Source organism: Desulfogranum mediterraneum DSM 13871, assembly GCF_000429965.1.
GTDB lineage: Bacteria > Desulfobacterota > Desulfobulbia > Desulfobulbales > Desulfobulbaceae > Desulfogranum > Desulfogranum mediterraneum.
Genome location: NZ_AUCW01000035.1, coordinates 1 through 20,487, shown reverse-complemented (window position 1 = coordinate 20,487; position 20,487 = coordinate 1). Strand labels below are relative to the sequence as shown.

Genomic DNA, 20,487 nt, shown 5'->3' with positions numbered 1-20,487 from the left:
ATCGTTAACACTGACCAAGGGAGTCAATTCACTGCTGATGAGTTCGTCAAGGCGGTACGAGATCGCGGCTGCAAGCTCAGCATGGACGGAAAGGGAGCCTGGCGTGATAACGTATTCATTGAGCGCTTATGGAGTACAGTGAAATATGTGGAGATCTACCTGTTCGCCTATGACTCAATCGCCGAGGCCCGCAAATCGATCATGCGCTATCTTGATTGGTACAACCGCAATAGACCCCATTCAAAATTAGAGAAGAAGATGCCCGATGAGGCGTATGCCGTAATGTTGCCGACGGTCGAACAGGCAGCGTAACCAGGCAGGAGATTCCACCTTAGAAGCAGTAAAGCTTGTCCAAACGAACGGAGCCATCTCTGTCCCGGCAATCAGCGATGTTTGAACATGGCAATAATTGTATTGAAGAAGCTTACGAGATGCAATTTGACAATGGCCCGTTTGTCCGCACCTGGGATACACAAAACCCCGGGGCCATCGGAATGCAAACAGAGCTTGGTAGCATTTTGATTCGTCACCGTACTGAGCAAGAAACTCGGTCAAACTTAAACCTTTCTGAAATTGAATTGGATTCTTTGCCATGATAATCCCCCGTTTGTTTTGGTCTTGGTGGATTATGACATGGTCGGTTAGTCATATAGCGACTAATTCCGCCCGCCCCCCCCCCCCCCCCCTTTTTTTTTAAAAAAAAAATAAATGTGGTTGAGGATCAGTGGTAATCACGAAATTATTAAATAGAAATACAATGCAAGTATGGAAAACAGATTTAAAGTTTTAGATGGATGGAGGGGAGTGAGTATTTCATTAGTTCTTGCTGGTCATTTACTTCCACTAGGAATCAAAAGATGGCAAATGAATGGAGCTGTGGCTGCTACGGGAATGGTGTTGTTTTTTATATTATCGGGCTTTTTGATAACCAATATATTGGTTAAAGATAATGACATAAAAAGTTTTTTAATTAGGCGTGTGATGCGGATTTTTCCACTGGCATGGTCGGTCCTCGCAGTTACCTTGTTTTTAAAGGATGCTTCCTCGCATCAGTGGTTCTCTTCCTTTCTTTTTTACGCTAATTGGCCCCCAATGGGGCTAATGGATATAACTAGTCATTATTGGAGTTTGTGTGTTGAGGTACAATTCTATTTTCTGATTGCGATGCTAGTGTATTTGTTAAAAGAAAAATCGTTTTGGTTGATCCCCATCTTTAGTGTATTCATAACTTTGTTTCGAATGTCAAATGGCGTAGAAATGGCTATTAATACATACTATCGGATAGACGAAATCTTGGCTGGTTGCATTTTGGCGTTAATTTATCACAGTGATTTTTCAAATGTTAAATCGTTTATCGGGAAATTGAATCCTTTCCTTCTGTTCGCACTTTTGATATTTTCTGCACACCCTCTGTCTGGTGTTACAAACTATTTTAGACCCTATATTGCGATGCTGTTAGTTGGCTCAACTCTCTTCTCAGATTCTAGCTGGAAGTTTGATTTTTTGTTGAAAAACAGATTTTTATTTTATTTGGCAAGTATTTCTTTTGCTCTATACATATTTCATGGTGTACTGGTTGATACATGTCTTGGAGATGGGGGGAAATTTGTAAAATATCTTAAAAGGCCGTTGTTGTTTGGTGTTACGTTTTTGTTAGCTCACTTGTCTACACATTATTTCGAAAAATATTGGTTAGACATCGGGAAAAAGATAACAAGTAACCTCAGGCTGTGACAAATGACTAATAAGTTTTACTCGGTTTTGCAGTTAACATTTTGATTGTTAACGATTAATGTTGCTGTGTCTACCTGCTTGAGTTGTACAGTCAAGAGTGATTATAATCCCAAGATAAGTTATCCAGAGGGGACTCCTCGACGCCTCATGTGTATTTGATCATTTTAATTAAATCCACATGAGGCGTCGAGGAGTACCACTTAAGGGGTTGTTTGGATTTTTAGCGGCACCTCACTTTTTCTATACCACCTCAGGCCTGTTTTTTTGGTGTTAAGAGTAGTGATTTACCCCTACGATATTTGGAAGTCAGATTATTGTGAGAGTGTAAGTTTAAAGTTTGATGGTGGTTGGAATTTATAAAATCCGGCTTTAATCCATGTGTTAACTGCCTTGGCTGAGTATCTGGGGTCCCAATTGTAGCGGTTTTGGGCCCTGCAGGCTGATATGAACGCTTCTATACTAGGAGTATTGCCTATGGTGGCCTGATAGCTTTCTAAAGAGCGACTAGGGGATGAGAATAGCCAGTTGGTAAAGGTGGAGTTGTCTCCGGTTTCGGCTTGCCATTCTGCAAGTGTTTTGTCTGCCCCATCTATTCTGTATCGAGTCCCTTCGGTTCTGCTAGAGTAGTAAGTGTTATCGCTAAATACCCATTTGCCTGCTGGGGCGTATTCTGCATTTATTGTGTATGAGGCATCTCGGTCAATTTGTATCTTGTTGTTGGTGAAGGACATATTGGAGACATCCGTTCCTCTCGAGTCATCAAGTATCAAGCCTCTGGCATGGCGCATGTCATGAATGACATTGTTGGCTATTTGAACGTTTTTTAATTTACCAGAAACAAGTATTCCGTAGGTGTTAGTAATTGTGTCAAGAGGTTGATTGATCAAGTAGTTATTGACTATTGAGCCTCCATTCCAATCTTGCGTGTCGATGCCCCATGCTAATGTTCTGTTTGTAGGTCTGGATCTCCCGATGTTGATGAGAACATTATTTCTAATGGCTATGTTAGCGAATCGTAAGCCTTCAGTTTTGTTTCCCCCTGCACTTATTCCTACCTCGCCGTCAATATACAAGTTGTTGTCCATAACAATATTAGCTGCGCTCGAAGCTCCGTTATTCGCAGTCCATTTGTTATTAATACTTGAAGGGCGGAGAAAGATATTTTCAGAAAAAGTTGTATTCTTTGAATTTGCAAAATATGTATTGTGATTAAAGACTGTAGCTTGCCCAATGCCACCGCTGCCAGCTCTGGAGTACCATCCATTGTGATCGAAAATGTTCTCTTCCAAGAGCACTGACGCTCCGTGGGTGTATAGTCCCTGTGCGTGCGCCGAGTCATTATAGTTGTCCAGTATTGCATTTCTTCTGAGAGTGATGCCGGTAGTGTTATCGTATGCAGTAATCACATTGTTGGTAAAAAAACTGAATTTACACCCTTCGATCAATAAGCCCTCGCCAGTATAATTACCGTCTCCTGCTATATAAATACTGATGCCACTATTGCCTGTGCCATTTATGTATTCAGCTGAATCAGGATCTCTAGTGTTAGCATAGAATTCAATACCAGATACTGCTATCCAGCTAAAACTTTTGCAACAACGGCGAAGGGCTATATTTTTACCCGTTTTTATAATAGGGCTTGCTCCTGTAGTTCCATACGCTGCGATCAATGATGGTTCTGTTGCGGACCTGCCATCTTTAAGGTTGATAGTGTTGCTTGAAAAAAGGTCGCCTCGCTTGAAAAGTAACCAGTCGGGGTAGCCGGAGCGGAGGTGACGTTCCGCAGCAGCGTATGAAGCGAAAGCGTTGATTGGGCCAATAGGATTAAGCGGATTGTAACCAATCGCCTTGTCGTTATTATTATAAATTGTGCCGGTGGTATCGTTACCGTCTGCGGCAACATATATAATTCTAGAGTCGTCTGACGGGCTGAAAATGGTCCAGCCATCACTGTCCTTAGGGAGGTCGATCCCCTCAGCTAAAGTCAGTGCAGGGTGCAACACAGTGGATGATATCGCTAAGATGCATAGCAGGATAAAATGATATCTTATAATATGTGGGGTGATAGTGTTAAATGTTGTTGAAATGTTAGGTTTTGAGAAAAGAATAAATCTTTGGAGGTGCATTTAGGTGTCTCCTGTTGTTAGTGTTTTTACCGGATATACACTAAGTGTTTTATATATCGATGTTAAAGGTTTTGTTGTTACTGTTAAAATACAATGTCTATTGTGAATCTTTCTGCTTGCTCCTGAAAGTCAAGTTGAAATCAAGTTTATGAGTTTCCCTGCGTTGATGTTGACGTCAAATTCACTTTTAATTTTCTCAGCAGCTTTTAGCTTAACTCTATTTAACAAAATTACATCATTCATCAAACGCTTGATAGCGGTGGAAAGCTCTTCTGGTGATCGTTGGCTGGTAAGTAGGCCTTCTTCCTCGTGGGTAATAAGTTCTGGTATCCCGGAAATATTTGTTGAGATAACAGGGACCTCACAAAGCATTGCCTCCATGAGTACCACAGGGATGCCATCCTTGTCTCCGTTTATGTCCTGTTGACAAGGTAGGATAAAAATATCCTGTTTGTTCAGCCAGGTTGGCACCTCTTCATTTGGTATGGGGCCTGGGAAATCTACAACCTGATCTATTCCAAGCTCATGAGATAGCCTTCGCAAATCTATTTCCAGTGGACCGCTACCCGCCAAACTTAGTCTAAATTTCATGCCCTCTCTAAGCAATATTGCAGCAGCCTGAAGCAGCGCATCGAACCCCTTTTTCTCTACCATCCGGCCAAGGCTCCCTATCTTGCATGGGGAGTGCATCTGTTGTAAACAAGATGATGGAGCAAATCGGGAACTGTCAACTCCGCAGCGGATGATGTGTACCTTTGAAATATCCCCTCCTTTGGAGGCAATGAACCGTCGATTGTATTCGGAAATGGTAGCAGCGAATTTGCTGCGAGCAATTTTTTCCTGCAGTAACCAACAGCGTTCAAAGAGATCATTTGCGTGAGAAGTAAAGCTGAACGGTATGCCGGCCAGAGCTGAGGCATACATGGCAATATCTGTTGGGACATGGGCAAAATGGGAATGAATATGGTCACATTTTTTTCTCCGCAAGATCAAAGCCACCTGGAAAGAGGCAAGTAGCCGGTAGAAGAGGCCTATTCTCACCCTGTTTAATAAGCCTAACTGTAGGGAATCCCGCGATACTGTTGCCAATACCTGCAAGAATTTTCTAGGTGAAAAGAGGAAGATTAGCAGGCCAGCAAGTAGAAAATTTAAGAATCCGTTTTTATATACATAGTGAGTACGGTCGCTTATGTGGGCTAAGCGCTTGTCTCTTGCAGGTGAGGAAGGCTCATGAATCGAAATGGGAACAATCGTGTAACCTTGCTCTTCGAGGGCAAGTATCTCGTTGTAGACAAAGGTCGCGGATAAGGCAGGTATTTCAGGAGCAAGGTAGGCGATGGTTTTCATTGATTTATAGTTGCTTGCGTAACTTCAGGGCAGGTCGGATCCCAGATAGAGGCGCCTTGTTGGTGATAGGAGGCCGTCGTTTTCTTTTTGCCGCGTAAGAGACAGGACCACTGGTATCGACGTATAAAAGCTCTGAAAGCGGGATCCTCAAGGCGTTCTTCTCCGGCAAGCACGCTTTTGGTATATCCCCACCACATTGCCAGTCCGCCGATGATGAGGGGCGAACGGGTCATGCGATATAAAGCCGATGCAGTCATGTAGACAGGTCCTGTGCCCATAAAATATTGCCCATAACCATGGCGCATTCGACCGGTAATTATTCCTTTCTGGCTGGAACCCATTGGCCGTAAATGGATAAATCGAAGATCATCGTCATCCCAACTGCAAGCTATCCAGCCCAACATTCTGCAGCGATGCCCGTCGATCCCGTCCCACATTACCTGGCGAATAAAGCCGCCAATCTGCAGGAAGCACTCTTTCCTGTAGAATTTTGATGCACCCACAGCGTTCTCGTCGCCGCACTTTTCACTGGTCAGGTTCCCATTTTTGTCAAGATAGTAGGCCTTGCCGCTACACGTGCCGATACGAGGGTTTTCTTGCATTCGTTTGAGCAGGGTTTCGAAGTACTTCTCTGGTAGGTCCAGGTCCAGGTCCAACTTGCAGAGAAAATCAAACTGGTTAAGATCAACTGTATCGTAGCCGGCGTAAAAGGCGTCAATGACCCCGGGCCCAACACTGCGATGGCCTCTGTTTTCTTTGCTTACTACTTTGATAAATTCATGTTTATCAGCATATTCTTTCAATATACATGGGGTCTGGTCAGTTGAACCGTCATCAACAATGACCCATAAGGAAGGAAGGACAGTCTGCTTAACCACACTGTCGAGCGTCTGCCTCATGTGTTGAGCTTCGTTGCGACAGGGCGAAATTATAAGGTAGCTATTTTTGTCGTTCATGGGATCCTTTATTGATCATTGTTTGAAGAGACCTGTGTGCACTGTTAGCTGGGCAGTTCAATGTGGTGTTTTGACGATTTGATAAAAACTCTGTCGATCTCACCGATCTTATTATCACGATTACATTAAGCAGGGAGAAACGCTCTGTTATGGTTCTCTCCAGGTGAAATTAAAAGGTATTTAGGTTATATTCTAAAATAAGCTTTGGCAAGGGGTGCTTCTATTGATAGTGATCGTCGTAGTACCCATTCAACAGTTGCAGCCGATTTACTTTCTCCGGATCCTGCATCAGATTCGAACATAGCTCCCAGAGGTCCCTGAGAGCATTAAACCTGGAAGGGTGGTACCCTATCTTTCAGCACCAATTGAAAAATAAGGGTTCATAATGAAAGCTCTTGATAGGGACGTTTAACCGTATTCTATGATGGATAGCCTGCTCATTAATAGCTTTCTTTTTATGAAGAGAAGTTGCCCGACCATTTCCGGCCATTTGCCCAGCATGATAAAAAAAGCATAAATCAGGGAACGTCTCCGGTCGAGAATCCGTGAATCACTTGCAAGTGCCATCCTCAGTATCTGTATCGGGTAGATAAGGGCCAAAGAGATAAGCGCGGGGTGAAGCGATAAAGCCAGCAAAGAGATGAGGATCGGCAGGATAACTGCCCAAAACCAAATTCTTGATGATTCGCGAAGACAATATCTCTCCTTATCCTGCCCATGCAGGCTGAAGCCCTGTGCATAGGCATGACCGCCGCGCATGGATCTCTTCCACCACTGGGAAAAATGGGTGATGGCGGCATCATGGACCGTCATCAGCTGATCCAGTCGGTAGATAATCCAGCCTTTTTTCCTTAGCCGGAAACAGAGTTCTGGTTCCTCTCCCGCTATGACCACAGGGTTAAAGCCATTAACATCGTTAAAGGCGGATTGTCGGACCATGAAATCGCCCCCGCAGGACCTGGCTTCACCAACAGGTGTATTCCACTCAAGATCACAAAAAAAATTATAGAGAGTAGCCTCTGGGAAACGTTCTTTTCTTCGCCCTGCGACTATGGCGCAGGAAGGATGGGTTGAAAGGTGTTTTTCTGCAGCATCAAGCCACCCAGGGATTAATTCGCAGTCACCGTCAATAAATTGAACATAGTGAATATCCGGATGCTGTTTCATCAGGCGTCGATAGCCTTCATTTCTTGCCCTGGCGGCACTGAAGGGGGTGCTCATATCGAGCAGGAGCGTATCTATATTCAATGATTGTGCATAGGCGACGCTGCCGTCAGAAGATCCGGAGTCCACGTATACAATTTTATCTGCCTGGTCGAGTACGCTTGCCAGGCAGCGCTTTAAGCGTTCTCCCTCGTTGCGGGCGATAATCACAACGCCTACAAGATCCTGATTCCTGGTGTTCATCTGTTCTAGACGCTCCATGATATCCTTTTGGGGGAGGTGACCGCTGCTTTGAAGTTCTGACAGCAGAGTTTCAGCCCGAGCAGGCTGCCGAGCTCTGCTAAATCACGGTCAAATAATTGCTCAAGATGCTCCCGGCTCTCTGGGGAGAGTGTGGGGCGTTGTTTCATGCTCCACTGGCTTCGTACCCAGTTCCGAAAGGACTTGGGGACCATGGTTTTTCGAATCACACTTAAAAAGGGATTGTTGATCAGGGCGTCGCGCCATCCGCAGGGACGGATGCGTTCTGCGGATACGTTGCTGCGCAGGGTATCGTCCCAGAAGGGTGGAGTTGTAACCTCCAAAAACTCAAAAACAGCCTGGAGTTCTCTGGCTGGATCATCGTGTAAGCGCTCAAGGAAAACCGGCAGGATCGAAGAGGTTCCAAAGGACTCTATGTAGGGGGCAAGTTGCATGGCGTAGGAACTGTAACTCAACAATTCCGGATAGCGGTGTATGGCCTGGTTGATACTGACAGAGATCACTCCCTGGGTCCATTCATGGATGTAGTGGGAGACCAGTCGATCCAGCGGATGACGCATCACATAGATCAACTTGACATCAGGGCAATGTTGCGCGATCCTGGCGACGGTATCGGGGTAGGTTGGCAGTTTTGTGTAATGGGTGCTGGATTCGCCTTTAAGCTGATCTGGCTGGGCCTTGCTAAAGAGTGATGAGTACCAGGAGATACCTTGGGCGTAGACCTCCTCGTTGCTGAAGAAGTTGGGCTCCTTTGGGCTGCTCATGAAGAAGTCCGGTTGCGCTGCAAGTTGATCATGGAGGGTGCTGGTAGCACACTTCATTGCCCCGATAATGATGAAGTCGGGTTTGAACAGCTGATCTGTATCCGTGTTATTCACTGTATTGGCACCTGTTAATTTTTCCATATATCGATGTGTTGAGCTTCGGGGACAGCCCGCTCTCTTCCCAGTACAACTTCTTTGCCCCAGGAGATGGGACGTCCGGCCAGCCAACAGAGGTTACCCCCCCAGAAGCCCATTCTGCCATAGAATTGGGTAAAATACCTTGCCCGGGAGAGATAATAATACGCTGGTAATCTCTTCTTCTCCCTTTGCTTTTTTTTCAACCCGGAACTCTGGCCACGCAGGTGGACGACATGGGCTGCAGGCCAGTTGATTATCTCATACCCTGAAGATTTTGCACGACGGCAAAATTCAACATCCTCGAAATACATGAAGTATTCCTGGTCAAGGAGGCCGATGTTGTCAAATACTTCCTTTCTGACCAGCACGCATGCAAAGCTGGTCCACTCCGGTCTGCTTACCTCGTCGATGGTTGGCAAGGGGACGTCAAATGTTCTGAGCAGGCGAGTGAGCAGGGCAGTGGATGCGCTGTTGATGAATTCGGATACGGGAGAGTGGAACCGAAAACAGGATATCTGTGGCTCTCCGTCCTGCCATTCGAGCCGAGGGCTGAAAAGCCCTCCCCGCGGGTGAGCAGATGCAGCCCTAAGTAGCTCAGCTATGGCCTTGGGGCGGAGTATGGTGTCGGCATTGGTCAGTAAATAATACTCTGCCTGGACGGCTTTGATGCCCAGATTATTGCCGGCAGCAAACCCGCCGTTGACCGGAGAGGCAATAATCGTCACCCAGGTAGATAAGCCGGCTTTTTCCACACCTCTTTTCAGGTGTTGGATATCTGTCTCTTCAGAGTTGTTGTCAACAACCACAACACGATCTTTGGAGCAATCAATTTGGCCTGTTAACGATTCGATACAGTTCAAGGTCAACTGGGCCGTGTTGTAGTTGACAATTACAACGCAGAGTCTTTTGGGAGAATCGGTCATAATGGTTGGTTTTTGCAAAAAAGTATGTTGCCTTATGCGTGGTACAAGAGTGGCAAGGACGTATATATGTGTTCACCAGAGTTGTTGCTTGAACATGGTTGCATCCAAGATACATTGTGTCGCTTATTCCTTTGGCTCAGGCATTAAGCGATCGCTCTTTAAGTATGTTCCCAAGAGTGCACCTGAAATGAGAATGTAAACCGAGTTGATCATACCGTTTAAAAGGGAATCGATCATGAATAGGACCACAATGAGGCTGAGCAATACCTGAGGTAAGAAGTCATTTTCAGGGTCATCTTTTTTGTATTTTCTCACTTTTTGCAACCATAACCAGGGCCCAATGAGCATGGCGCTGAACAGGGTAATCAACCCCACAAATCCCCGGGAACGCATGGTGATTATCCATAAGGAATCGATCATGATCTTGATCGGCTGGCCAGTGTGTGGATCAATTGGTTTTCCACGGTCGTAACCTCCCCAGCCAAAGAAGGGCTGTTCAAGGGCCCTTTGATAAAATAAATCCTCCTGCAACAGTCGAATGGCCAGTGAATCAACACGCTCTGTATCTAGGTATTGGTGGGTGAAAGTCGTGAGATCATCAATGGTGATCACGTTGTTCATGCGCAGCACCAGGTAGCACGGGATGGATAGGAGGGTGAGGTAGATAAGCTTAGGCTGTTTTAATAGTACGCATCCAACTGTAAAGGCAAAGAATCCATTGGCTGATTTGCAAAAAAAACAGGTTATGGTGAGTAGTATGAATAGCGCACTTGTGGGGATACCCTTTACATTGGTGATGAGTTGACTTCTCCAGCACCATAACGCAGCGGTAGCAGCGATAGCTATCCACAGCGAAACCATCAGGCCATGCTGCATGAACACAATTGGCCGATATCCACCATATCTGAGATGCTGCACCCAGGAATGTGGAAAGAATCCATAGATAATGTTGCTCAGTTGCGGGCTCATCCGCACTTCATACAGACATAGCGGCGCATAGAGCAGGCCTCCTATCAAGAGCGCAAGGAGCAGGTCCTTTAAGGACTCTTTGTCGCAGAAATATTTTCTACCTGCAAAGTATGGGACCCCCCATTTCAGGCTCTGCGCTAGAGAGGAACTTAAGCCGTCATAGATTCCCAGGTTATTTGTCAGCGAGGAGGCGATCGGGCAAAGGCACCATGCGATCATGAGCATATCATAGAGTTGTATTTTTAAGGGGAACTCTTGACCTTTGCCCGACAATCTCCCGCCTAAGATGAGTCCAAGGGCAATGGCAGTTTCTTTGCTATAGTCAGGAAAGCCAGAGAAGCTGTAACCCGTCATGGGGAGAAAGAGCATTCCGCCGATAACACAGACAAGGGCCGCGTGATGGGGCTTTATCCTGAAAAAGAGGAGCACTGTCAAGGGGACCCAGCCAAAGAGCATGACCGGAACTAAAAGGCTCATTTTATTGCGTTCCTGTATGATGAGGTATGGTGAAGTGCATAGAGAGTAATTTGGTTCAGCTTTATTTTAAAAGAAGGGCAAAGAAACTCTTCCAGGTTTTCATGCTGCTGGGTTTGGAGCGCAGTGATCGGTAACCTATTTTGATCGATTCGAGTTTTTTTCCTTCGGCATGTTTCCTCCAGGCCTCACCAAGGAGAATTCTCTGTATATGAGAGGCGGCCTGAGTGGTATCATTCTCATTCCCGTTTTCCTGGGTAGGTGACGGCGGAACTCCCTTTTCCAAATCGTCCGATCCGAATTTTTGGCGTTGCTCCTGAAATTCTCTCGCGGTATGTTCAAAAAAAATACGTTCCGCGTTGGGCTGGCTATGGGTTATCGATAAATCGTGGAGCCTGTAGTGGTAATACACCTTCGACTCAAACCAGATGCGACATTTTTCAGCGAGCCGTAATTGCAGATCGATATCTTCGGCTGTGGTAAAAAACTCCCGCATTTTCAGCTCTTTCAAGGTGCTTGCCCGTACCGCAAAGGTGCAGAAATGCGTTCTGGTGATACCTTGGTTTAATTCAGCTGAGATTTCTTCAGGCTGCCTTTTTTCAGTCAGGATGCTTAGGTGCTGGCCCTTGGGATCGATGGCAGTAAAGCCGCCACAGAGAGCGCCGTAATCTGCATGATCGTCTAGCCATCGTACCTGATGCCTGATTCGATCGTGCGGGTAGATGTCGTCGGCATCGCATCGCATTATGATCTCGCCCCGGGAAGCGGCAAGTCCCGCGTTAAAGCAGGCTGCGATACCTTTTCCCGGACCATCGATTATCCGGATCCTGGGGTCGTCAACAGCCGTCACCTTGCTCAGGGAGTTGTCTGTGGACTTATCATTGACAACGATGATCTCCAGAGAAACTGACTGTTCCTGAATAATTGAGCTGAGCGCCTGTTGGACAAAGCGCTCGGCATTGTACATGGGGACAATAATGCTAACCAGCGGCATGGGTTCGGTCTCGTTGAGCTTTATCGGCGAGTTTCGGCATGGGTTTCAGGAGTGCGCAGGCCAACAGTTTCCAGCTCTCCAGCTGGGTAGGAAGGGCTTGGATCGCCTTGAGGCCATAGATTACAGCTGTTTTCCTTTGGCAACTGTTAAAGGCCCACCAGCCATACTTGAGCATATATTGATGCACTGAGGCAGGGCTTGAACCGGGACGCCACTGTTCTGTAGCGGTAAAGCGCCCCTCGATGGTTCGTCGTTTCCAGGCCCGTTCGCAGGCACGCCGAGCGTTCACTTGGTGTGCTGCCATGCTGTTGTGACATAATGAGGCTGTGTGGTATCTATATTTCAACAGGGGTAAAGGTAAGTTTGCAAGTTTGCCAACTTCTCCCAATCTCAGCCATAGATCCAGGTCTTCGGCTGCATCCATGGTCGGGTCGTACCCGCCGACTTGTAGTAACTGGGCCTTTCGCAGCATCACCGTTCCTTGGCAGATGCTGACAACGCCCTCCAGTAACATCTTCTGAATTTCTTCGTCTTCTTTTGGAAGGTCTAAGTCGGTAAGTAACCGACCTTTGTGGTCAATGATCGATATGCAGCCGCCAACGCACACTACCTCTTGGTGTTGCTCAAGAAATTTCACCTGGCTGGCTATGCGTTCAGGATAACTTATGTCATCTGCATCCATGCGAGCGATATATTCTCCCTTTGCCAGGGGGATCATCTCGTTCAGGGTTGCGATCAGTCCTCTGTTGTCACGGCTTGAAAAAATTATCCTCGGGTCACGTTCCTGGATTTTTGTGATAATTTCCAGAGTACTGTCTGTCGAGCCATCATCAATGATGATCAGTTCTAAGTTGCGGTAGGATTGAGTCAGGATGCTCTCTATCGCCTTTTCAATGTAGTTAGCCCCGTTAAATACCGGGAGCAGGATCGAGACCAAGCTGGTGTCTGAATTGTTCATTTGAGTTCACTTCCCAGGGCGATGCTTGGGCAACTACAAAGCTGTTTTTAAGTGCATTAAGAAGATGGCGTGCGTTCAAGACGTCATCAGACCCTGCCATCCCAGGAGTAGCCGCATTCCCTCATCAATCTGCGAGTGTAGCGCCAGATAATTAATTTTTGAATAAAAGAAAGGTCTTTTTTCCAGGAATCAATTTCTCCCTTTCTGAAGAATCCATCAGGTTCTCTTAGGATTGTACCTCGTACATCGGCAATATTCGTACCACCTGACTTTTTCTGTTTGGCAAAGCGCTGGCTTTCGACAGCTGCCTCCAGGGCTGTTTCAGGGTATTTGATTCCCGTAAAATCCAACACCTTTTTCAGCTCTTTGCCGGTGTCTTTGTGAAGGTCTTCGTAGTGAACCTCCAGATATCTTGATGGATCTTGGCGTAGAGCCGGATTGCGTGCTGCAGTAACCATTCGCCACCATTCTGTTGCTGAACTCTTAGCACTGCCGGCTGCCCAGTTGCTTCCCCAGTTTTTGCTGGCAGCGATGAGTGAGGCTGAGACAGCACGGCTGTCTCTGATCACATGGATGAAGCGGGATTTTGGTAAAAATTTTGCTATCCTGCTTATATATAAGGCGTGACCAGGTGTTTTTTCCACAAGCAGTTGCGGGTTGTTGCTTTGCTGGAGAAGAGGGGAGAAGGTTTTCATCCATACCTGCTGCATCTCTGTATAAAATTCATCGATCTTCCAGTAGCAGGAGAGGCCCGTTTTCCTAGGAGTAGCTGCCTGTGTTTCGACATCCTCGAATGCCTGGTTAAACATGAAGAAGAAATGGGACTCTTGACCACTGATAACGCCATCGAATTCTGTCAGCAATCGTTGCAGCCAGGTCGTTCCGCTTCGACCTGAGCCGACAATGAACACCGGTGCACACAACAGTGCTCTGTCTTGTGAAGATATCGTTTTTGGATCTCTGTCGAGATGGGTCATGTTACAGCTGTTTATTGTATAAGGAAGTACGATAACATGGTTATTGCCAGCGCAATAAATGGAACATCTATCTCCGGTTGCCACAGGGAAAGTCGTGAAAAGTAGATTGCCGTTGCCGGATAGATGAACAGCCCTGTTAAGGCCGTACCGATCACCAAGCCCTTCTCTCCCCAGAAGAGGTAACCGGCGTACATTAATGTAAACTTAACAATAATCTGCAGTGCAAGTAAAAGAGAAGACTGGCGAAATTTGCCGAGCCCCATCAGTACGCCGCTGTACGAGCCACTCAGGCAGCCGACCAGGGCGCCAAAGGCAATAATTTGCAGGATCCAGCCGGCGCTGGCATATCTCGGATCATAGAGAAACCCTATCAGCTCCACTCCACCCCAGATAAAGATCAGCGATATTATCCAGCTCAGGCCTATGTTCAAAAGGCGTACGTTTTTGAGGAATTGGTAGAATTTCTCGTTTCCCTCCCGATATAATTTTGCATAAGAGGGGAAAAGTACCTTGCCTGCAATCTGTTGAAAGGTCGTTGGCAGGAGTTGGTTCAGGGTAAAGGCCAGGGTGTAGAAGGCGAGAAAATTAACATCCAACAGGCGCCCCATGAGCAGGCGCTCTCCCTGTCCGGCCAGAAAGGTTAAAGCCGTACCGATAAAAATCCAGCGTCCATATTTAAGCAGGGCCTGGAAGGCCTCTCGCTCCCATCTGCAGCGGTTGGCTTCTCCGTCCAAAAATAGATGGCTGAACAGCATCTTTGCAAAGGAGCCAACCAGTCCGCCGTAAACAAGCGCCCAGACTGAGCGGGTTACCCAGGCACTGCTGATCATGACGATTAGCCCTATGATATAAGAACCCAGTTCCAGCAGGGTTAGTCGCCCTAAAACCAGCTTGCGGTTGGCAGTGGCCAGTTTGGTTGAATTGAATCCCTGGATAACGGCATTGAAGCCGACAACATAGAGCAAGGGTTCAAGAAGGGGTTCTCCGTAGAAAGCGGCAATGGTGCCGGCAAGGAGCATGGCCACTCCCCAGATGAAGAATCCCCGGATAATCTGGAGGGTCCAGGCCGTGTTCAGGAAGGCCGTCTCCTTGCCGCGTGGGTGCTGGATGATGCTCGGGACAATCCCTATATCAGAAAACATCGCCAGGCCTGTCATGAAAACCTGGGTAAGGGACATGAGGCCAAACGCCTCTGGAAAGAGGAGGCGGGTGAGGATCAGGTTGGAACCAAGTCTGAGAAACTGGTTAACTGCATGACCGGCGACGGTCCAGGTGGAGCCTCGCAGTACTCGAGTCTTGAAAGAGTTTTTCTCGGTCCACAGGGTTGCGCACCTTTGCAGTATGGTCATGAACTTTTTACGCTATTTTTAGGCTGAAGAGCAGACAGCGCACTTTCAAACAGGGCGGCGGCATCATCCCAGGAGTAGCCTGAGCTGGTAGTCCTGGCTTTTTCTGAGATACGCTTCCAGCTCTGTTCGGATAAACCAATTGCCTGGATTATTGTTTCAGCCATGGTCTCCGGAGTCCAATCTTTGAGTAGGATTCCTCCACCAGAGGTGAAAAGCTCCGGAGCTGCTCCGGCGTTGGTCCCTATGACCGGTGTACGGCATGCCATTGCCTCAAGGAGGGGGAGTCCAAACCCCTCGACCCGGCTTCCGAAGAGCCAGAAGTCGCAGGAACTATAGATTTCCCTGATTTTTTCCTGGGAAGGCTGGTGATAAAAGGTAGCTTTTTCCGGGAGTGGGAGGGCTTCCGACAGTTGACAGGAGCCAAAGGTAAGCACCCTGAGTCCGGGGATGGTCTCCTGAACTTTTGCCAAGGCCCGGTGGATGATATCACAACCCTTATAATGGGTTGTCGAGTAGAGGTAGCCAACAGTGGGCTGCTGCTGCCTGCCTCTTTCCGGTGCATTGAAAAAATGATGGTCAACGCTGTTGGGCACAAGGGCAACGTTGCTGTCCCCGTATTCATTTGCCATTATGTCGATCAACCATTTGGAGATGGTAATCTTGCGCAGGGGCAGCGCGTAGGTGGCCTTCACCCTCTCAACAGGCAGGCCGGCATGGGTCTCGTGATGCTGCACGAAGTAAAATTTTGTTCCTTTTGAGGGGGGAAGGGCGTTGACCCATTCAGCCGTCTCCCACCAGGTCGCGATGACGACGTCTGCATCCGGTAGATCATACTCCGTTATGGGGCGTAATTTTTCCAGGACCGTATGCTGTACATCCACCTTGTCGAAATGTGACGGTTCAGGTGACTGTGAGGGCCATCTCTTCTCCCTGAGCAGGGTCTTTATCTTGTCCTTGATGGTAAGTGGACGCCTGGGTACGGAGACGACCGTCACCTCATGCCCGCGCTTTTTAAGAAGCTCGGCGTAGATGGCAACAACCCTGATGCCACCGGCTAATCCGGCGTAGGGGAGTATAAAGGTGATCTTCATTGTATATTTTTGGCTGCTCGGATGTCGGTTTGGATAGCGTTGAGAGAGATGAGCTTTTTTAGCCTGCCGCGAATATTAATGCAATCAAGCGCCTTGCCGCTTTGTTTTTGGTTTTTGATCACCAGGGTAAGCAGTCCCATGAAGGCGTTATCTGCATAGTGGGTATCTCGGAAGTCGAGGATGATATCTTTCTTAAGGGCAACAGTGCTTCTCACAGTGTCCAGTATTGAGGCATCCTTTGTCAATTGAATATTTCGTCCAAAGGATAATGTGAGTGTGTCCGGGGTTTCCTCTTGGCCGACGATGCTCGTGCATTTTTCATGGCTCAGCTGTTTTTGCCATGCCAGAAATTGGAGCCAGAGGGGGAACCGGCTCATCAGCAACTGGACCAGAGCGAGGCCGTCGGATGCATATCTGCGAAACAGTTTCGGTTCCTGGAGAATGCGCCACAACCATTCCATGCCGATCTCTTGGATGAAACCAGGGGCTCTTTGCACCGTTCCAGCCAGGAAGTTGATGGTGGCGCCCAGGTGGCTGATCACTCTGGCATTGAGGCGATGTCGGTTGCGCTCGATCCACAGGGTCCCCTTTTTGGCGCCAAGGGCCACCAGGAGGATGTCCGGGTTGGCCCGGTTTATGGCCTGGATGATCTCTTCACTGCTCATCTCCTCCACGGTGCCGAAACCTGGATTAAGGGCGCCAACCGCCTTGAGTCCGCCTTGATGTTGGTTGACCTGCTGCATGGCCTGTTCTGCTGCTCCTTCTTCTCCCCCAAAGAGAAAGAGGGAGAGTGGCTGCTCATGTTCTTCTTCCTGGAGTTCCTGGATCAGGGTGGAGCCTGGTACGGTTTCCCGCATGGGGCAACCAAGGAGCCGGGTAAGCCACAGTAGCGGTCTGCCGTCCAGGGTGACGATGTCACTGTTGAGAATGGCGGCGCGAAAGTGCGGATCCTTGAATGACTGCACCAGCCAGTTGACATTGATGGTGGCAAGCACGGTTGTGCCGCCTTGCTTCGCTCTTTCACGAACCAGTGCCTTGGTGGCTGCGAGGGTGAGATTATCTACAGGCAGGCCAAGGAGACAGTAGGCATCCCTCTGTAAGTCCCTGTGAATGGGGTCATCTGGCGGTAATGGCATAATGATTTATGAAAAATTAGTTGAGGTCAGCAGGGGCGCAGCTCAAATCGTAGGGCTGTGGGGCGGCATGAGCATGGACTGATTTTTTGGAGAGAGGGGGCTGGCTGCACGGGAACGAGGGTGGGTATGGCTATGGTTTGCAATATCTACCTCTTGGTGTGAGCCTTTGTGATAGGGCTTCGTTGTTAACTGGTAAACACTTAAAATTATATTTGAAATGCGATGTTGTCAAGCGCTAGTTAAAGGGTTGCCGGTTAAAAGTCATTTCAGTAAGAGTTTTGAGTACACTGATGATCTCCAGCCGGGCTGTCTTTCTGAGAGTAGGGCTTTTTCCGTCAAAAATTAGTTCTCTACCACTCTTTCTTAAACCTTTCTTCAGCAAATGGTGGAGTTTTCTTTGCGGAAACCATCAAATGAGTATAGTGAGAACGTTGACACGTTCACTGTCAGTGCCCCAAGGGTTTGTCTCCAGGCCAGCCCCAGGCAATGAGCCGAACAGTATGTATCCTGATTACCATTCAAACTCAGTTAGAATTCAAACGGCACTCATGTTCCGTCCTCTGCAAACATTCTTTACCCTTTCCCGGCAGCGGCAGAAGCTGCTTTGTTGCGCCGTGCTGCTGGCTCTGGTCGTGCGGGTCGGGCTGGCCCTGTTGCCCCTGGGCCAGTTGCTGCGCTTTGTGGGTGGTAAAGATGACGGTGGTGAGGCAGGTGAGGCCCGCGCTGACGGTCCAGCTGCGGCTGAAGGTCCTGTTGATCCGGATAGGCGGTCAGTCCAGGATGATATCATCTGGGCTGTCCAGCTGGTGGACAGGCGCTTCTCCTGGGCCACCTGCCTGGTCAACGGCCTGGTGGCCCAGTACCTCTTCTCCAGAAACGGTATCCCCTCGCAGCTCCATATCGGGGTGAAGAAGGAAGGGCCGGACCGGCTCCAGGCCCATGCCTGGGTTACAGTGGGCGGCACCATCGTCATCGGTCGGATCGCCGACCTTGCCACCTATCGGCCCCTGCCGCAACTCCGGGCAGGTGGTTGAGCTGTGAGCGGTATCGTCGGTATCTTTCAGCGGGATCAGGCCCCGGCCAGGCATAGCACGGTCCAGGGCATGCTGTCAGCCATTGCCGAGCGGGGGCCCGATCGGCAGGGGGTCGCCTGCTTTGGCCCTGTCGCCATGGGCCAGACCCTCCTGGCCACCACTCCCCAGGATCGTTACGATCAGCAGCCGCTCAGCTGTGAGGACTCCGGCCTCAGCCTGGTGGCCGATGCCCGCATCGACAACCGCCGGGAGCTGTTTCGGCTTCTCGGCTTGGATTCCGGCCTTGAAGAGGAGCTGCCCGACTCGCTGCTGCTGCTCCATGCCTATAAGAGATGGGGTGAGAAGAGCCCGGAGCAGCTGATCGGCGACTTTGCCTTTGTGGTCTGGGATCGCCGTAGGCGCCAGCTTTTTGCTGCCCGCGACCGCCTGGGGGTGCGCCCCCTCTACTATCTCTGTACGCCCCGGCTGTTCGCCTTTGCCTCGGAGATCAAGGCCCTGCGGAGCATCCCCGGACCGGCCTTCCCGATCAACGAAGCCGCCATTGCCGGCTATTTCCTCCGCACGGTCCATGCCCCGGCAGAGACCTTCTATAGCGGTATCAACAGACTCTTGCCCGCAAGTCGGCTCCAGGTATTGCCGGAGCGCCATCGTGAGTACCGTTACTGGTCGCCCCGCGAGGTCCCTCCGCTTATTCTGGCCGATGATGGAGCCTATGGGGAGGCCTTTGCCGAGCGCTTCCAGGAGGCGGTGGAGTGTCGACTGCGCAGCTGCAGCCCGGTGGGTGCAGCCCTGAGCGGCGGCCTGGATTCCTCCTCCATCGTCTGTAGCGCGGCGCCGCGGCTTGCCGAGAGCGGCCGGCCGCTCCGTACCTATTCGGCGGTCTACACGGGCCTCTCTGCCGAGGAACAGCGGCTGGTGGACGAAGGACAGTTCATGGCCGCCGTGGAGGAGTATGCCCCGGTTATCCCCCGCCGGGTCGAGGTGGGGGGCATCGATCCCTATGCAACCCTGTCCCAGGAGCTTGCCTGGAGGGATGAACCCTTCTTCAATCCCAACCTCTACATCCACAGGGCCATGTACACAAGGGCAGCCCGGGACGGGGTGGCGGTGTTTCTCGACGGCCTGGATGGTGATACCGTGGTCTCCCACGGCTATGAGCTCTTGCCCCAGTTGCTGCTGCGCGGCCGCTGGGCACGATTTTTCTCTGAAATAGGCTGGATCAGGAAGAGAAGCAGGAGTCGCCAGGGCTTGCTGCGGCTGGCGGCCAGGTATGGGCTGAGGCCGCTGTTGGCCAGGCTGGCCGATGGTGTCCTTCTGAGCTCCCTGAAGGAGACTCGCAGGTGTCGGCATATTTTTCATCCCGAGTTTGTTCAGCGAAACCATCCGGCCCGACTGCTGCGGCAGGCTGCCGCCACCACCCTGCCGGTCTGCGATGCCCGCGCCCACCATCAGGCCAGCATGGCCTTGCCCTATCTGGGCCTTGCCCTGGAGACCAGCAATCACATGGCTGCACGCTACGGCATCGAGGAGCGCTATCCCTTTCTCGACTCCAGGGTAGTTGAATTCTGCCTGGCCATCCCGCCGGAGCAGAAGTTCCGGCACGGCTGGAGCCGGATGATACTGCGTCGGGCCATGGAAGGCGTTCTGCCGCCTGGGGTGCAGTACCGTCTCTCCAAGGCCAATCTGAGCCCCCATTTTTTTAAGATGAGCCGGCTGCAGGGGCAGGGGATCCTGGCTCGGCAGTTGCACGATCCCCCGGAGGCTATGAACCAGCTCTTTCGACCGGGATACCTGGAGGCATTGCTTGATCCCCAGGCCGGGGAAAGCGAACTGCTGGCGGTCTATACGGCGGTTGCTCTGGGTCAGTGGCTGGCTGGTACCTTCGATACTGGATTCCCGCCTTCGCGGGAATGACGGGTGCGGTGGGGGCTCGTATGTTGTTGAGGTGATGGAGTCCGGTCTACTCGGGAATGGTGACAAGGAAAAGGGCTGTGGCTTCAGGGTATCAGTAGATGCATCGGGTGTAATATTGTCTCTTGTCTCTCAGTCCTTCTGCAGCAGCCCGATCTACCCCTTCCTCCTTTTGTCATCC

Annotated in this window: 17 protein-coding genes and 1 pseudogene; 4 read left to right on the top strand and 14 right to left on the bottom strand. The window is 49.6% G+C overall.

What is annotated here, in order from left to right; all coding sequences use genetic code 11:
• On the top strand, positions 1-312 hold a 312-nt coding region (locus G494_RS0113650), incomplete at its 5' end, for an integrase core domain-containing protein (protein WP_028584994.1).
• 60 nt (positions 313-372) lie between these two features.
• Here the strand turns inward: G494_RS0113650 and G494_RS27685 are convergent.
• A pseudogene (locus tag G494_RS27685) lies at positions 373-594 on the bottom strand (transposase); the annotation flags it as partial.
• 171 nt (positions 595-765) lie between these two features.
• Here G494_RS27685 and G494_RS0113645 point away from each other — a divergent pair.
• Positions 766-1,734, top strand: a complete 969-nt coding sequence (locus G494_RS0113645; RefSeq protein WP_028584993.1) for an acyltransferase family protein — start codon at positions 766-768, stop codon at positions 1,732-1,734.
• Between the two features lie 311 nt (positions 1,735-2,045).
• Here the strand turns inward: G494_RS0113645 and G494_RS0113640 are convergent, their stop codons facing one another.
• From G494_RS0113640 to G494_RS23505, 13 genes are all read right to left on the bottom strand, one after another.
• A complete protein-coding gene (locus G494_RS0113640) occupies positions 2,046-3,860 on the bottom strand; it encodes a right-handed parallel beta-helix repeat-containing protein (protein WP_028584992.1) in 1,815 nt (604 codons plus the stop codon).
• A gap of 129 nt (positions 3,861-3,989) precedes the next feature.
• Positions 3,990-5,207: a glycosyltransferase family 4 protein gene (locus G494_RS0113635; protein ID WP_028584991.1), complete on the bottom strand. Its 1,218-nt coding sequence runs from the start codon at positions 5,205-5,207 to the stop codon at positions 3,990-3,992.
• On the bottom strand, positions 5,204-6,163 hold the full coding sequence (locus G494_RS23520) for a glycosyltransferase (RefSeq protein WP_035246559.1): 960 nt from the start codon (positions 6,161-6,163) through the stop codon (positions 5,204-5,206). The genes G494_RS0113635 and G494_RS23520 overlap by 4 nt, the downstream gene beginning before the upstream one ends.
• 408 nt (positions 6,164-6,571) lie before the next feature.
• Complete coding sequence (locus tag G494_RS0113625; RefSeq protein WP_208597684.1) at positions 6,572-7,588, bottom strand: glycosyltransferase family 2 protein; 1,017 nt, start codon at positions 7,586-7,588, stop codon at positions 6,572-6,574.
• Positions 7,576-8,466 carry a sulfotransferase family protein gene (locus G494_RS0113620; RefSeq protein WP_208597683.1) on the bottom strand — a complete coding sequence of 297 codons (891 nt, stop codon included), beginning with the start codon at positions 8,464-8,466 and terminating at the stop codon, positions 7,576-7,578. The genes G494_RS0113625 and G494_RS0113620 overlap by 13 nt, the downstream gene beginning before the upstream one ends.
• A 14-nt stretch (positions 8,467-8,480) precedes the next feature.
• Positions 8,481-9,431: a glycosyltransferase family 2 protein gene (locus tag G494_RS0113615; RefSeq protein ID WP_208597682.1), complete on the bottom strand. Its 951-nt coding sequence runs from the start codon at positions 9,429-9,431 to the stop codon at positions 8,481-8,483.
• A 105-nt stretch (positions 9,432-9,536) separates the two neighbouring features.
• Entirely contained in the window at positions 9,537-10,859 is a 1,323-nt protein-coding gene (locus G494_RS0113610; protein ID WP_028584987.1) for a hypothetical protein, read from the bottom strand.
• A 61-nt stretch (positions 10,860-10,920) separates the two neighbouring features.
• Entirely contained in the window at positions 10,921-11,850 is a 930-nt protein-coding gene (locus G494_RS0113605) for a glycosyltransferase family 2 protein (protein ID WP_028584986.1), read from the bottom strand.
• Positions 11,837-12,808, bottom strand: coding sequence for a glycosyltransferase family 2 protein (locus tag G494_RS25590; RefSeq protein ID WP_051305698.1), 972 nt, complete (start codon positions 12,806-12,808; stop codon positions 11,837-11,839). The genes G494_RS0113605 and G494_RS25590 overlap by 14 nt, the downstream gene beginning before the upstream one ends.
• Before the next feature lie 86 nt (positions 12,809-12,894).
• On the bottom strand, positions 12,895-13,785 hold the full coding sequence (locus G494_RS0113595; RefSeq protein ID WP_028584985.1) for a sulfotransferase family protein: 891 nt from the start codon (positions 13,783-13,785) through the stop codon (positions 12,895-12,897).
• Between the two features lie 11 nt (positions 13,786-13,796).
• Positions 13,797-15,134: an oligosaccharide flippase family protein gene (locus G494_RS23510; protein WP_051305697.1), complete on the bottom strand. Its 1,338-nt coding sequence runs from the start codon at positions 15,132-15,134 to the stop codon at positions 13,797-13,799.
• Positions 15,131-16,225: a glycosyltransferase family 4 protein gene (locus tag G494_RS0113585; RefSeq protein ID WP_028584983.1), complete on the bottom strand. Its 1,095-nt coding sequence runs from the start codon at positions 16,223-16,225 to the stop codon at positions 15,131-15,133. Before G494_RS0113585 ends, G494_RS23510 begins: the two co-directional genes overlap by 4 nt.
• The gene (locus tag G494_RS23505) at positions 16,222-17,361 is read right to left on the bottom strand and encodes a WecB/TagA/CpsF family glycosyltransferase (protein ID WP_084456830.1); all 1,140 of its coding nucleotides are present in this window, start codon (positions 17,359-17,361) and stop codon (positions 16,222-16,224) included. The genes G494_RS0113585 and G494_RS23505 overlap by 4 nt, the downstream gene beginning before the upstream one ends.
• 548 nt (positions 17,362-17,909) lie before the next feature.
• Between G494_RS23505 and G494_RS27170 the strand changes: the two genes are divergently transcribed.
• Both G494_RS27170 and G494_RS0113570 read left to right on the top strand, forming a co-directional pair.
• Positions 17,910-18,395 (top strand): lasso peptide biosynthesis B2 protein, encoded by a 486-nt coding sequence (locus G494_RS27170; protein ID WP_051305695.1) that lies wholly within the window; start codon positions 17,910-17,912, stop codon positions 18,393-18,395.
• Positions 18,396-18,398: 3 nt separating this feature from the next.
• Positions 18,399-20,309 (top strand): asparagine synthase-related protein, encoded by a 1,911-nt coding sequence (locus tag G494_RS0113570; RefSeq protein WP_028584982.1) that lies wholly within the window; start codon positions 18,399-18,401, stop codon positions 20,307-20,309.
• Positions 20,310-20,487: the final 178 nt, after the last annotated feature.

What these genes read in the sequence shown, in the direction of transcription:
- G494_RS0113645 (WP_028584993.1), top strand. Translation starts at nt 766, where the DNA reads ATGGAAAACAGATTTAAAGTTTTAGATGGATGGAGGGGAGTGAGTATT.
- G494_RS0113640 (WP_028584992.1), bottom strand. Translation starts at nt 3,860, where the DNA reads ATGCACCTCCAAAGATTTATTCTTTTCTCAAAACCTAACATTTCAACA.
- G494_RS0113635 (WP_028584991.1), bottom strand. Translation starts at nt 5,207, where the DNA reads ATGAAAACCATCGCCTACCTTGCTCCTGAAATACCTGCCTTATCCGCG.
- G494_RS23520 (WP_035246559.1), bottom strand. Translation starts at nt 6,163, where the DNA reads ATGAACGACAAAAATAGCTACCTTATAATTTCGCCCTGTCGCAACGAA.
- G494_RS0113625 (WP_208597684.1), bottom strand. Translation starts at nt 7,588, where the DNA reads ATGGAGCGTCTAGAACAGATGAACACCAGGAATCAGGATCTTGTAGGC.
- G494_RS0113610 (WP_028584987.1), bottom strand. Translation starts at nt 10,859, where the DNA reads ATGAGCCTTTTAGTTCCGGTCATGCTCTTTGGCTGGGTCCCCTTGACA.
- G494_RS0113605 (WP_028584986.1), bottom strand. Translation starts at nt 11,850, where the DNA reads ATGCCGCTGGTTAGCATTATTGTCCCCATGTACAATGCCGAGCGCTTT.
- G494_RS25590 (WP_051305698.1), bottom strand. Translation starts at nt 12,808, where the DNA reads ATGAACAATTCAGACACCAGCTTGGTCTCGATCCTGCTCCCGGTATTT.
- G494_RS0113595 (WP_028584985.1), bottom strand. Translation starts at nt 13,785, where the DNA reads ATGACCCATCTCGACAGAGATCCAAAAACGATATCTTCACAAGACAGA.
- G494_RS23510 (WP_051305697.1), bottom strand. Translation starts at nt 15,134, where the DNA reads ATGACCATACTGCAAAGGTGCGCAACCCTGTGGACCGAGAAAAACTCT.
- G494_RS0113585 (WP_028584983.1), bottom strand. Translation starts at nt 16,225, where the DNA reads ATGAAGATCACCTTTATACTCCCCTACGCCGGATTAGCCGGTGGCATC.
- G494_RS23505 (WP_084456830.1), bottom strand. Translation starts at nt 17,361, where the DNA reads ATGCCATTACCGCCAGATGACCCCATTCACAGGGACTTACAGAGGGAT.
- G494_RS27170 (WP_051305695.1), top strand. Translation starts at nt 17,910, where the DNA reads ATGTTCCGTCCTCTGCAAACATTCTTTACCCTTTCCCGGCAGCGGCAG.